The 12,720-nt window shown below is 63.8% G+C and carries 11 protein-coding genes; 4 read left to right on the top strand and 7 right to left on the bottom strand.

The window, feature by feature from the left end; translation table 11 throughout:
* Positions 1 to 73: 73 nt before the first annotated feature.
* Genes HBA54_RS09515 through HBA54_RS09505 form a run of 3 tightly spaced genes read right to left on the bottom strand, consistent with a single transcriptional unit; the run spans position 74 to position 2,655 of the window.
* Entirely contained in the window at positions 74 to 1,069 is a 996-nt protein-coding gene (locus HBA54_RS09515) for an ABC transporter permease (protein ID WP_205944532.1), read from the bottom strand.
* Positions 1,066 to 1,857, bottom strand: a complete 792-nt coding sequence (locus HBA54_RS09510) for an ATP-binding cassette domain-containing protein (protein WP_167223831.1) — start codon at positions 1,855 to 1,857, stop codon at positions 1,066 to 1,068. The genes HBA54_RS09515 and HBA54_RS09510 overlap by 4 nt, the downstream gene beginning before the upstream one ends.
* Before the next feature lie 36 nt (positions 1,858 to 1,893).
* Positions 1,894 to 2,655 carry a FadR/GntR family transcriptional regulator gene (locus tag HBA54_RS09505; protein WP_322096006.1) on the bottom strand — a complete coding sequence of 254 codons (762 nt, stop codon included), beginning with the start codon at positions 2,653 to 2,655 and terminating at the stop codon, positions 1,894 to 1,896.
* Between the two features lie 176 nt (positions 2,656 to 2,831).
* On the opposite strand from HBA54_RS09505, the gene HBA54_RS09500 reads away from it, so the two are divergent.
* From HBA54_RS09500 to HBA54_RS09490, 3 genes are read left to right on the top strand one after another with little or no spacing between them, the layout of a single operon-like run.
* A complete protein-coding gene (locus tag HBA54_RS09500) occupies positions 2,832 to 3,770 on the top strand; it encodes an aldose 1-epimerase (protein WP_167223827.1) in 939 nt (312 codons plus the stop codon).
* A complete protein-coding gene (locus HBA54_RS09495; RefSeq protein ID WP_205944531.1) occupies positions 3,767 to 4,690 on the top strand; it encodes a dihydrodipicolinate synthase family protein in 924 nt (307 codons plus the stop codon). The genes HBA54_RS09500 and HBA54_RS09495 overlap by 4 nt, the downstream gene beginning before the upstream one ends.
* Before the next feature lies 1 nt (position 4,691).
* Entirely contained in the window at positions 4,692 to 6,155 is a 1,464-nt protein-coding gene (locus HBA54_RS09490; RefSeq protein WP_167223825.1) for a hypothetical protein, read from the top strand.
* Positions 6,156 to 6,271: 116 nt separating this feature from the next.
* On the opposite strand, the gene HBA54_RS09485 is transcribed toward HBA54_RS09490, so the two are convergent.
* The 3 genes from HBA54_RS09485 to HBA54_RS09475 form a co-directional block, all read right to left on the bottom strand.
* On the bottom strand, positions 6,272 to 7,300 hold the full coding sequence (locus HBA54_RS09485) for an ABC transporter permease (RefSeq protein ID WP_167223823.1): 1,029 nt from the start codon (positions 7,298 to 7,300) through the stop codon (positions 6,272 to 6,274).
* A complete protein-coding gene (locus tag HBA54_RS09480; protein ID WP_167223821.1) occupies positions 7,297 to 8,079 on the bottom strand; it encodes an ATP-binding cassette domain-containing protein in 783 nt (260 codons plus the stop codon). Before HBA54_RS09480 ends, HBA54_RS09485 begins: the two co-directional genes overlap by 4 nt.
* Before the next feature lie 83 nt (positions 8,080 to 8,162).
* A complete protein-coding gene (locus HBA54_RS09475) occupies positions 8,163 to 9,161 on the bottom strand; it encodes a sugar ABC transporter substrate-binding protein (RefSeq protein WP_205944530.1) in 999 nt (332 codons plus the stop codon).
* Positions 9,162 to 9,543: 382 nt separating this feature from the next.
* Here HBA54_RS09475 and HBA54_RS09470 point away from each other — a divergent pair, with 382 nt between their 5' ends.
* Entirely contained in the window at positions 9,544 to 11,433 is a 1,890-nt protein-coding gene (locus HBA54_RS09470; protein WP_167223819.1) for an SLC13 family permease, read from the top strand.
* Here HBA54_RS09470 and HBA54_RS09465 read toward each other — a convergent pair.
* On the bottom strand, positions 11,390 to 12,664 hold the full coding sequence (locus HBA54_RS09465) for a division plane positioning ATPase MipZ (protein ID WP_167223817.1): 1,275 nt from the start codon (positions 12,662 to 12,664) through the stop codon (positions 11,390 to 11,392). The genes HBA54_RS09470 and HBA54_RS09465 overlap by 44 nt on opposite strands.
* Positions 12,665 to 12,720: the final 56 nt, after the last annotated feature.

Below are 12,720 nucleotides of genomic sequence, written 5' to 3'. Positions count from 1 at the left end.
GTTTGGATTTTCTTTGTATCGGGCCGGTACCGGGCGACCCTCCCCTAAACAACAAACCGGAACTCAGGCGGCGCTAACCATCGCGCCTCAACAAGCGCCGCAGCGCCGCCAGACGTCCGGGATTTTCGACCAGCAGATGAAAGATGACCGCGCCGATGAAGACCAGCCCGACCACGGCGCGCACCCAGAACCCCTGGATACCGCTGGCCACCAGACCGGCCTCGATCATCACGATGATGAAGGCCCCGAAGAACGAGCCGACGATGCTGCCCTGCCCCCCGAATATCGAGGTACCGCCGATGAAAACGGCGGCCAGGGCAATCAGCAAAAAGCCCTGGCCCTGGGTATTGAAAAAGTTCTTGTTCTCCAGCGTCAGCAGGACGGCGGCAAAGGCGGCCAGAACCCCCATCAGGGTGAACAGCTTGATACGTTCGCGATTGACCGGGATACCGACGACGCGCGCCACCTTGGCGCTGTCGCCGATGAACAACAGATGCTCGCCGAAACGGTGGCGGTTCAGCAGGAACCAGAGAAAGATCGCCAGCGCCAGGACCCAGAGCGACTGCACGGGCAGCACGCCGATACGGCCGACGAAGACCTCCCAGAGCGCGGTCTCCTTCACCGCGCGGATGTTGTAGGAAAGTCCGCCGGAAAGCACCGTGGTGATCCCGCCCCAGAAGAACTGCATCGCCAGGGTCGCGATGATCGACGGCACGCCGATACCCGCCACCAGGATACCGTTCACGAAACCGATCAAGGCGCCGCCGGCCAGGGCCGCCAGAAGCGCCAGCCAGGTCAGCTCATAGGTCTTGAAGAGGTAGGCGAAGAGAAAACCGGAAAAAGCGATGACAGAGGGAAAGGAAAGGTCGATTTCCCCTGCCGCGATGACCAGCGTCAGGCCCAGGGCCAGCAACAGGATCGGCGGCACCGTGATCAGGAACGACATGTAGATCCGGTAACCGAGGAAGACATTGGGCGCCAACACCATGAAGAGGCCGACCAGCAACACGAAGACCCCGACAATCGGCAGGCCTTCGATCTGGGGAAGGCTTTTCGCCCGACCGCTCACGACCCGGCCTCCGCTGTTTCCACCTTGGCATGCTGGAGGTCGATCAGCGCCGAGGTCAACTCCGCCAGAGACATTTCGCCCTTGTGGATTTCCCGGACGACGCGCCCGCGGTCCAGCACCACCAAACGGTCCGCCAGTTCGTGCACATGGGCAAGGTTGTGCTCGATGTAGACGCAGGCGCGGCCCGACTCCTTGATACCGCGCACGAAGTCCAGGACCTTGCGCACCTCGGTGATCGCCAGGGCGACCGTCGGCTCGTCCAGCACGATAAGATCGGAATCGAAGTGCATCGCCCGCCCGATGGCGACGCCCTGGCGCTCGCCGCCGGAAAGCTGTGCGACCGGACTGTCCGCATCGATGCCGGCGCCGCGAAAACCGATCTGGTTGAGCAGCACATCGTTGGCGATCTGCTTTTGCTGCTTCACCTTGATGAAGCCGAGGCGGTTGGTAATCTGGCGGCCGACAAAAAAGTTACGCCACAGCGGCTGTTTCTCGCCCAGAGACTTTTCCTGATAGACCGTCTCGAAGCGCAGTTCGTGAGCGCGGCCGACGGAGTATCCCTCCCAATCGACTTTCTTGTCGCGGATATAGAGGTTTCCGGCCGTGGGCCGTTCGACGCCGGTCATGATCTTGATCAGGGTCGACTTGCCGGCGCCGTTATCGCCGATCAGCCCGACGATCTCGTTGCGGCCGACGGCAAAGTTGATGTCACTCAGTGCCTGAACATTGCCGTAGTGCATCTGGATATTTTCCAGACGTACCACATCCCTGTACTCACTGCCGCTCATTCCCCTCTCCTTCGGCGCTCACCCGACATGGATTTCTTAGTTGTAGAAGGCCGCCGGCTCCTTCTTCTGGGGCAGCTTAAGCACCGCCAGAACGTCCGCCTTGGCGCCGCGCAGCAGCTCACGCATCGCCGAGCGCGCGGCCTCGGGATCACGCCGCTCGATGGCATCGAGGACCGCCTTGTGGCCGGGCAAAGAGGTCACATGAGCATCCGGCCGCGACGCGCTGGAAAGCCGAAACGAGCCGAGCAGCGCGGTTTCGATCAGCGAGCCCAGCGAGCCCATGAACTGATTGTCCGAAGCATTGAGAATTGCCTGATGAAACCGCAGGTCGGTTTCGACCACGGCGTCGCTGCCGCTTGGCGCGCGTTCCATCGCCTCATAGGCCGCCCGGATCGCCGCCAGTTCGGTTTTGCTGCGCCGCTGCGCCGCCATTGCCGCCCCGGAAGGTTCGATGATCTGGCGCATCTCGAAGAGGCCCCGGACAAAGTCCTCATAAGGTGCCGCTTCGAAATGCCAGGCCAGAATGTCGGGGTCGAGCATGTTCCATTCGGCGCGCGATCTGACCCGGGTGCCGACTTTCGGTTTGGACACCAGAAGCCCCTTGGCCGCGAGGACCTTTATTGCCTCGCGCAGCGCGGTGCGCGAAACTTTGAGCAGGGCACTGAGATCCGCCTCGTTGGGCAACAGGGTATCCGATGGCAGTTCGCCGCCGACAATACGAAGACCGAGATCATGGGCAACCAGCCCATGCAGGCTGCGCTTCGAGTAGGTCTTGCTCGCGGGTTTCGTCCCTGACACAGTTTTTTCCTTGCGGCATCGCGAATCATCCTTGCGAAGCCGATGGGAGGAGAGAGTCGGCAAAGGTGCTTTCTCTCTATTCCTCATACAATATGCTGATAGGTTAGCGAAACCATGTGGGGCGTCAAGCCTCGTGACCGGAACACGCAACAGCGCAGGATACGAAGGATTGCGACATGCCGGACGATAGGGCAAAGACCGAAGAAAAGGCCGATGACCGCGTGACTTTGCGGGCCGGCCGGGCAGAGCTGGAGCTTTCGCTGGACGGCGGCTGCATCACGGCCTTCCGCTGGCATGGAAGCGCAGGGGCGATCGACTGGATGCGGCCGGCCCCGGCCGGGAGCGGTTTCCCGCCGACCGATACCGCCTGCTTTCCCCTGGTTCCCTATTCGAACCGCATTCGCGACGGGCGCTTCGATTTCGAGGGAAGACTCTATCAGCTGCCGCTGAACTTTCCGCCGGAAAGCCACGCGATCCACGGCCATGGATGGCAGGGCCGCTGGCAGGTCGAAGCCCGCGGCGAGGCGAGCGCCACCCTGGTCTTCGAGAACAGCGACAGTGCCACCCGCGGCGAATGGCCGGCAGCCTATCGCGCGGAGCAGCGCTTTGAGCTCAGCGAAGACGATCTGCTGGTCGAGATCGCCGTTTCCAACGAAGGCGATCAATCGATGCCTGTGGGCCTTGGCCTGCACCCCTATTTCCCGCGAACCCCGGAATGCCGTCTGACCGCCGAGGTCGGGCGCATGTGGGAAAACGACGATGAAGTCATGCCGACACTGATGGTCACGCCGCCGCCGGAGAAGGACCCCAATCACGGGGTTTTGCCCAGCAGCGCCGGCATCGACAACTGTTTCGCCGGCTTCGGCGGCAAGGCGGTCATCGAATGGCCGGAATGGCGGGCCAAGATGACAATCTACTCCGGCGCCTCGCTGGGCTTCCTGGTCGTCTTCACGCCGCCGGGTGAAAACTTCTTCTGCGTTGAGCCGGTTTCCGCCATGACCGATGCGGTGAACCTGGCCCAGGAAGGCCGCGGCGACACCGGTTTTCGCAGCCTTGCCCCCGGCGAACGCTTTGCCGCCAAGCTGCGCTTTGCACCGGCGCTGGAAACGGCATGACGAACCTGACCGAACCGGACACCGCTTCCAGCTTTCACGGCATCTATCCCATGCTCTACGCCTTCTTCGACGAGGCCGGCGCGCTGGACCGGGATGCCATGCGCCGCCAGGTGGAGGCCTGCCTGACCCAGGGCGCCCACGGCATTGCGGCGCTGGGGCTGGCAACCGAGGTCGCCAAGCTGAGCGAGGCGGAGCGCCGCCAGGTGATGGACTGGGTCTGCAGCGACGTTGCCGGGCGCTGCCCGGTGGCCCTCACCATCTTCGGGAACTCGGTCGCCCAGCAGGTCGCCATGGCCAAGGCCGCCGCCGCTGCGGGCGCCGATTGGCTGATCCTGCAGCCGCCGCCGGTCAAGGGCCTGCCGGAGATCGAATACGTCCGCTTCTTCGGTGCCGTCGCCGAGCAGATCGACCTGCCCATCGCCATCCAGAACGCGCCGGACTATATCGGCATCGGGCTCTCCGCCGCCGGCCTTTTCGAGCTGAACCGGCAACATCCCAACGTCTGCCTGCTGAAGGGCGAGGGCCCGGCGCTGACGATCCAGCGCATGATCGCGGAGACCGAGGGCCGGCTGACCGTTTTCAACGGGCGTGGCGGGCTGGAGCTGCCGGACAACCTGCGCGCCGGCTGTGCCGGGCTGGTCCCCGCGCCGGACTGTTTCGACCGGCAGATCCGTATCTACGAACTGATGCGCAGTGGAAAGGCCGAGGATGAAGCCGCCGCCGAAGCGCTGTACCGCGAGATCCTGCCGACCATCACCTTCGTCATGCAATCGATCGAAACCCTGCTCTGCTACGGCAAACGCATCGCCGCGCTACGGCTGGGCCTGACCGTTCACGACCGGGCGCCGGCGCTGCAGCCCAGCGACTTCGGCCTCGCCTGCGCCCGGCGTTACGCCGAGGCACTGGGCCCCCTGCCCTAGGATGTCCGCCCCGGCGCCGGCGGGCGACCCTTCCGCGCCGACATCGCCCGGGCCGTTTCTTGGGCCCTTGCTGCTGGCCCTGATGGCCTGCGAACTGCTGCAGTTGTTCTCGCCCGGCCGCTTTGCCGAGTTGGGCACGCAGGTGCTGGTTCTCGCGACGCCGCTGCTCGGCTTCACGCGGTTGCGGCTGCGGGAGTTCTACCTTCTCGGCATCGCGCTGGTATTGCTGGCGCTCGCTCTCTATCGCCTGCCCGACGCCGCCGAGACAATCGAGCGCGGTCTGGAGCGGGCCTCTTTCCTGGCCGCTTTCATTCTACTGATGGGCCTGTTGCGCGAAGGCGGCATTACCTCACCCGCAGTGCGCGACTGCGGCACCTACATCACCCGGCAACCCCCGCAGCGGCGTTTCCTCGCCGTCTTCATGGGCAGCCACTTCTTTTCCGTGCTGATCAACCTCGGGGCTCTCTCTCTGCTCGCGCCGATCATCCTGCGCGGCGTTCGCGGCGACAAATCCACTGGCGAAGCCCTGGACGAGATCGGGCGGGTCCGCGAGCGCCGCCAGCTCTCGGCGCTGTTGCGCGGCTTCGCCTGGTTTCTGGTCTGGGCCCCGACAGCGGTCACCCAGGCGATCCTGCCGACGCTGATTCCGGGTATCGAGACCGGCCGCCTGCTGGTCACCGGCCTGGCCGTCGCCTTCGTCATGCTGCTGGTCAGTTGGCTGGAGGACATGCTGCGCTGGTGGCCGCTGCGCCGCCGCTTGCGCAACAGCGGCCAGATGCCGGAAACCGGCGGCCAGGCTTTCCCGGGACCCGCCTTTTTCCGCCTGGGCTGCATCTCCGCGCTCCTGCTTGGCCTGACCCTGGCCCTCAGCACCCTGGGTTCGGTCTCTCTGGTGAACGGCGTCATGCTGGCCGCGCCCCTGGTTCTGATGGTCTGGGTCTTCGCACAGCAGGGGGGACACTCGGCGACGGCCAAGCTGCGCGGCAGCCTCGTCCGGCTCGGCGCGATCACCACCGGCAACCTGCCGTCCTTTGTACGCGAAGCGGTCTCGCTCGGCGCCGCTGGCTTCATCGGCACGCTGGCGGCCCGGCTGATCCCGGCCGATCAGGTCGCCAGCGCCCTCTCGGTCGAACAGATGCCCGGCTGGCTGTTCCTTTTCGGTCTCAGCGCCTTTGTCTGGCTGGGCGGACAGATCGCTCTCAGCCCGATCACCACGGCGGTGTTCCTGGGCAGTCTGGTCGCCGACCTCGGGATCATTCCGGTGAGCCCGACACTGGCAGCGCTGGCCATTGCCGCCGGCACGGCGATCTGCACCACCGGCGCGCCCTTTGCCTCCGGCACCCTGATGCTGGCCCGCGCCAGCGGCCACAGCGGCATCGAGCTGGCCTGGAAATGGAACCTGCCCTATACCCTCGTCGCCATGGCGGTCCTGGCGCTGATCTATGCCGGCCTGACGGCCTTTTAGGGTATTTCGACTTACGTCGAAGCGGTTCCGGCCCGCTCCCCCTCCCGACCACCCACCAGTATAATCGCGTTGGGTGGTCGGGAGGGGGAGCGGGCCGGTGCCGTCAAATCCAAAGCTTAGCCCCCCCGGCGCAACAGCAGGGCATAGATGGAAACCGAAACGGTGATCAGCAGACCGTAGAGGAACTGCACATAGAACCCGGTCAGGCCGATCGCCACGATGCCCGCTTCCAGGGACCCGATGATGAGCACACCGATGAAGGTGCCGTAGAGCGTACCCTTGCCGCCGAAAACCGAGGTACCGCCGATGAAGACCGCCGCCAGCGTCGTCAGCAGCATGCCGTCGCCCTGGCTCGGCCAGAAGTAGGTCACCTCCGAGGTCAGGAAAACGCCCGCCAGGGCGGCGAAACCGCCGACCAGCATGAAGCAGGCGATTTTAACGCGGTCGACCTTGATACCCATCATCGCCGCGGAAGCCGCGTTGTCGCCGACGAAGAGCACATGGCTGCCGAAACGATGGCGCCGGTAGATCAATCCCAGGAACACGGCAATCGCCACCATCCAGACAAACTGCATCGGCAGGACATCGTCGAAGAGCCGGCCGACGAAGACCTGATGCAGCGGCGACTCGCGCAGGGAAACAAGGGCGATGCCCTTGCCTTCCGCCGCCATGTTCACCGCGCCGCGCCACAAAAACATGGTGCCGATGGTCGCGACGATGGAGGGGATGCCGACCTTGGCCACCAGCAGCCCGTTACCCAGCCCGGCAATGACCCCGACCAAGAGGCAGGCCAGCAAGGCCAGCAGAAAGCTCTCGCTCGACACATAGACCGTACCGAAGACCCAGGTGGAAAACCCCATCACCGAGGGGAAGGAAAGGTCCATTTCGCCCAGCGTCACCACAAAGGTCATCGCCAGCGCCATGATGCCGAAAAAGGGCATTGTCGACATGAAAGAGCGATAGATGTCGTAGCGTAGAAAAACATCGGGGTTGCCGGTGAGGAACAGCGAATAGAGCCCCACCAGGATCAAGGTAATGGCGATCTGGATCTTATGCGCCGCGACGAAGGCCGCCCAATCGCGGCCCTTGGCCACCGGCTGCGGTGCGACGGCTTCGCCGGTCACCTGTTCGCTTCCCCCGCTCATGCCTGCGCGCCCTCCTCGTCCAGGCTGCCGGTGGTGGCCAGCAGCAGCATCTTGCGTACCAGTTCCGGCTGGCTGAGTTCTTCCTTGCGGAAGTCACCGGCAATACGGCCACGATCCAGAATCACAAAGCGGTCGCAGACGTCGTAGACGTGGAAGATGTTGTGATCGATGAAGATCGCCGACTTTCCCTGGCGGCGGATATCCTTCACGAAATCCAGCACCCGCGTCGTCTCCTTCAGGGAGAGGCCCATGGTGGGTTCGTCCAGGATAATGAGGTCGGCATCGAAGTAGAGGGCCCGGCCGATGGCGACGCCCTGCTTCTCGCCGCCGGAAAGGCCGCGCACTTCCGAATCGATGGTGATGGCCTTGGAAGTGAAACCCATCTGCCGGCGCAGCAGGCGCTCGGTTTCCGCCTTCTGCTTGGCAACATCGATGAAGCCGAAGCGGTTGGTCAGTTCCCGCCCTGCAAACATGTTGCGCCACAGCGCCTGTTGATCGGCCAGCGCGCGCTCCTGATAGACCGTCTCGATGCCGATCTCGCGCGAACGTTTTACCGAGTGCTCGTTGCGCCGCTCGCCCTTGAACCAGACCTCGCCCGAGGACGGGCTGTGCACACCGGTAATGACCTTGATCAGGGTCGACTTCCCGGCCCCGTTGTCACCGACCAGGGCAACGATCTCATTGCTGCCGATGTCCAGGTCGATTTCGTGTAAGACGGGGATCTTACCGAAACCCTTGGTAATCCGTCGCAGCGACAGAAGACTCTCGCTTGCGGTCATGCCGAACCCTCCTCACTGGATGCCCAGGGTCAGGATGGGGGAGCAGGCCCTGCCTGCCCCCCACCCTTTGCAAAGCGTAACGCTTAGCGAATGGCTTCCGCCGCCAGCGGGGCGACCATGTCGATGTTGCCTGCCGTGATCAGTGCCGCACCGGTATCCACGTTCATCCCGGCAAAGCCGAACTTGGCGGTGAGATACAGCTGCACGATCGGCAGATACCCCTGCAGGAAAGGCTGCTGGTCGAGCACCACATCGATGTAGCCCTCTTCGATGCCCTGTGCCGTCGCGGCGGAAAGATCGAAGCCGGCGCCGCAGACCTCGTCCGGCTTCTTGCCGGCGGTCCGCAGATAGGTGCCGAGGGTCGCGGTCAGGGCGCCGTGGTCGGTCACCACCGCCTTCAGGCCGGGATGGCTGGCCGCGAAGCTGGCAAAGACCGGCGTACCCGTCGCCGCATCCTTGTTCGTGGAGTCGGAGATTTCGAGATAGGAAACCTTCACGCCGGCGGCCTCCAGGGCGTCGATCACGCCCTTGGTGCGCTGACCCCGCGCCTCCTGCCCCAGCAAGCCCCAGACCAGGGCCTCGTCGCCGGACTTCAGGCCGCAGGTCTTCACCGTGCCCTGGCCCAGAAAGCTGCCGGCCTGATAAAGCGTCGCGCCGACATAGCCCATGCCGTCAGCCTTGTACTTGCCTTCGGAATCCGGCAGGTCGACGTTCTGTGTGGTGACAATGATCCCTTTGGAGCGCGCTTCGTCGACCAGGTTGCCGAGCGCGGCTTCGCCAGGGTGCCCCATGAGGGCGATACCGTCGGGGCGCCGGGCGATCGCCTCCTTGAACTGCTGCACCATCTTCGCCGGGTTCCAGTCGGACCAGACATAGTCCACCTGACAACCGGTGTGTTCTGCCGCCAGAACGGCCCCATTGTAGACGATGGATGCGAAGGACCCGCCTTCCGGGCCGCCGGGGAAGAAAACAAACCGCTTGCCCTCGCAGGACATATCCGCCGCCTCCGCCGGTGCCGCAAAGGCCAGCCCGGCCAAAAGCCCGAGCACCGCAGCCTGCTTCTTCATTTTTCCCTTTTTCATGGGTTCCTCCTCCGTTTTGATTATTTGTTTATTCGTTTTGTCTTACTGGATCTTGCGCCCGGACCACGCCTGATCACGAGGCGTCGGAAGGCCGGTCTGCGCCCCGCTTCCCGCAGGCCCCCATAGGCAGATCTATTCCTCATACAATATGCTTTAATCTAGGCGCGCTTCGCAATTGGCGTCAACAGGCTGCGCAAGATGGCCATGGTTTGCACCGGAAAGGCACGTTTCGTGGGGGCCGCAGGTGAGTGCTCGCCGTGTCCGCAATCTGCGGTAAACTCTCTGAAGCAGGTCGACAAAGAATCGAACCGCCGGACAGAACCGCGTTCCATCCAATGTTTCCCACAAGCCCGGACCGACCCTCTGGAGTAAACCTCGACCGATGATTTCTGCCGATCTCCTGGCGCCCTTCCAAATGGGCTTTCTCTTCGTCCTGGTCGTGGTGGTGTTGGCGCTCCTGACGACGGAGGCGGTTTCGATTGAGCTGACCTCGCTCTCCACGATTGCCTTGCTGATTCTGTTTTTTCACTTCTTTCCCGTCATCGACGAGAATGGCAGCGACCTTCTGGATCTGCGGCATCTCCTCTCCGGGTTTGCCAACCCGGCCCTGATCGCGGTTCTTGGCCTGCTTGTCCTCGGCGAGGGATTGACCCGCACCGGCATGCTGGACCTGGCGGCCAACACCGTTATCCAATGGACACGCTCCAACCCCTTTGTCGCTGTCACCTTGATGCTGGTCGTCGTCATGGTCTTCAGCGCCGTTCTCAACAACATCCCCGTGGTGGTGCTCTTCATCCCCATCATGCAAAGCCTGACAAAGCGTTTCCGGCAGTCCCCCAGCCGCTACATGATGCTGCTGAGCTACGCCTCCGTGCTTGGCGGCATGACGACCCTGATCGGCTCCTCCACCAACCTGCTGGTGTCGCTGGAACTGGACGAGCTGGGCGAAGAGGCTTTCGGATTCTTCGACTTCACCATCCCCGGTCTCGTGATGGCGGTTTGCGGCCTGGCCTACCTTCTTCTGATTGCCCCGCGCCTGCTGCCCGACCGCCCGGCCAGCCAGGGTGGTATCGAGGAACAGAGCCGTCATTTCGTTGCTCAGGTTTCAGTAACCGCCGGCTCCCGCCTCGTCGGCCTGGCGCCGGTCGGCGGCATCTTTCCCGCCCTGCCCAACATCACAATTCTGATGATCCAGCGCGGCGAACAGGCGGTTCTGCCGCCTTTCGAGGATGTCGTTCTGGAGGTCAACGACCTGATCATGATTGCAGCCACCCGCTCGGCGCTGGCAAGCCTTGTCAAGGGCGAGCCTGAACTGCTGCACCCCGAACTCGTGGCCGAGACCTCTGGTGGTGAGGCCACGAGCGAGGAACCAGGCGAAGAAGGCAGGCGCCCGCCGTGGCTCGCAGGCGGGCAGGTTCAGGCAGAGGTCATGATCCGTCCGGATTCCGAGATCGTCGGCCACACCCTCGAAGAGATCGGCTTCCGCTACAAGCACCACTGCATCGTCCTGGGTATCGAGCGGCGCAGCCGCATGCTGCGCGAGCGCATCACCCGGATTCCCCTGAAAGACGGCGACGTCCTGTTGATCCAAGGACGGCCCGAGGACGTCGACCACCTGCGGGGCGAACGCAGCGTCGTCCTCATGGAGTGGTCGCGCCAGCCTTTGGTGACACCCCAGCATCAGCGAACCGCCGCCATCATCTTCCTGGGCGTCATCGCCGCCTCCGCCAGCGGACTGATCCCCATCGCCCTGGCGGCTTTTTGCGGGGCGACAGCGATGATCGCCACCCGAATCCTCTCATTGGGCGATGCGCTGCGGGTGCTCGACCGCAAGATCATCCTGACCATTGCCATGGCGCTTGCCTTGGGCGGGGCGATGCAGGCAACCGGCGGTGCGCAATTCCTGGCCGACGCCATGATGGGGATGCTCAGCGGCGCAACGCCGGCCCAGATCCTCTCGGCTTTCTTCCTGCTGCTCGCCCTGCTCTCGAATGTCCTGAGCACCAAGGCCACAGCTGTCCTCTTCACGCCGATCGCCGTCGATCTGGCCTATGCCCTGAACCTGCCGGTGGAGCCTTTTGCCGTCGCGGTGATTTTCGCCTCCAACTGCTCCTTCGCGTCGCCGATTGGATATCAGACCAACCTTGTGGTGATGACACCCGGCAACTACCGCTTCATGGATTTCGTCAGAGTGGGCCTGCCGTTGATCTTTCTCGTCTGGATCGCCTTCAGTCTCTTTGCGCCTTGGTATTATGATCTGCCGGCGCAGTAACCGCCGCCAGGAAGGAAGCGGCCTCCGACTTGGCACGCTTCAGGCTGGCCCGTCCGCTGCGTGCTACATCCTCTTCGGCGAGATCGAAAAGCGTCATGCCGCGGAAGAACAGCTCACGAAACACCACCCGCTCGCTGAAGCCGGGCTCCAGGTGAAACCCCATGCGCCGTGCAAGCACATCCAGTAGGGCGGCCATCTCACGCGTGTTGCGGCTATCCAGTTGTCCGACCCGATTGCGCGTGACAATCCAATCCAACGCCGCGCCGCCCCTTAAGGCCCGGTCCTCTTTTTCCTGCCAGACCATCCGGCAGTAGTTGCTGGGCGCCCTGACCTCATGGCGTTCGCGGTCGATGTCGGCCAAGGCATCAATGTCAATGAAACTGTCATTGATCGGCGTCACCACGACATTGGCCCGGGCATGAGCCAGGCGGGCAAGATGACTGTTGTAGCCCGGCGTATCGATGACGATCGCTTCACAAGCCCGCAACTCGGTCATTGCTGCTTCAAAGAGAGAGCGCTCTTCCTGTTCCCCCTGCGCCCGCTCCGGCGCCGCAGAGGGCTCGATCCGCCGATACCGCGGCACCGCCAGACCAGCGGACAGAGCATTGCCGCTGGCGCTGCGATACTGCAGAAAACGCGACAGGGTCGCCTGACGCCCGTCCAGATCGAGGCAGGCCACCGCCTTTCCCTGCACCGCCAGACCGGTGGCGATGTGGATGGCCGCCGTCGACTTGCCGGTGCCGCCCTTTTCATTGCCGATCACGATAACCCGGGCAGCGCCGCTCTGCGGTGCCGCCGCCTGCGATAAGTCGGGGGCAGGCGCGGACAGAGCGGCGGCAATATCGCCGACGGCCGATTTTGCATGCGGGCTTGCGGCACCATCGGCCAGGGCGATGGCCTGGGCGACCCGCAAAACGAGAGCGACCGCCCCCTCATCGCCGGCTGTTTTTTGGAGATTGCCAAGCGCAGCCGACCGCCCGGCCCGGCCATCGGCACGGATGCGCCCCAGCTCGCTTTCGAAGAATTCGACGGCGCGATGAAGATCGAAACTCTGGGCGCCGCTCAGCTCATCGAGGATCTGGTCAAGCCGGTTGCGCTTGGCAAGCGAGAGGGTGCCGTCGACCGAGGCCACGAGCGCCGCTGCGGAAAGGCATCCGCGAAGAAGCGGCGTAGAGCGCGGCCAACCCTGTCCGCGCAGCACACCGCCGGCAAGCTTGCCAAGGAAGGTCAAGCGGTCCCCCCCGCATACGACTTCTCAGCCGTCCGTCGAGACAATAACCGCGGAAA

The organism is Pelagibius litoralis (assembly GCF_011683915.1).
In the GTDB taxonomy this organism is placed as follows: domain Bacteria; phylum Pseudomonadota; class Alphaproteobacteria; order Kiloniellales; family Kiloniellaceae; genus Pelagibius; species Pelagibius litoralis.
This window is presented reverse-complemented; position numbering and strand designations above follow the sequence as displayed.

Bases quoted from the DNA above. Each gene is read 5' to 3' on its own strand.
- HBA54_RS09510 (WP_167223831.1), bottom strand. From the start codon at position 1,857: ATGAGCGGCAGTGAGTACAGGGATGTGGTACGTCTGGAAAATATCCAG.
- HBA54_RS09475 (WP_205944530.1), bottom strand. From the start codon at position 9,161: ATGAAAAAGGGAAAAATGAAGAAGCAGGCTGCGGTGCTCGGGCTTTTG.
- HBA54_RS09485 (WP_167223823.1), bottom strand. From the start codon at position 7,300: ATGAGCGGGGGAAGCGAACAGGTGACCGGCGAAGCCGTCGCACCGCAG.
- HBA54_RS09470 (WP_167223819.1), top strand. From the start codon at position 9,544: ATGATTTCTGCCGATCTCCTGGCGCCCTTCCAAATGGGCTTTCTCTTC.
- HBA54_RS09500 (WP_167223827.1), top strand. From the start codon at position 2,832: ATGCCGGACGATAGGGCAAAGACCGAAGAAAAGGCCGATGACCGCGTG.
- HBA54_RS09480 (WP_167223821.1), bottom strand. From the start codon at position 8,079: ATGACCGCAAGCGAGAGTCTTCTGTCGCTGCGACGGATTACCAAGGGT.
- HBA54_RS09495 (WP_205944531.1), top strand. From the start codon at position 3,767: ATGACGAACCTGACCGAACCGGACACCGCTTCCAGCTTTCACGGCATC.
- HBA54_RS09490 (WP_167223825.1), top strand. From the start codon at position 4,692: ATGTCCGCCCCGGCGCCGGCGGGCGACCCTTCCGCGCCGACATCGCCC.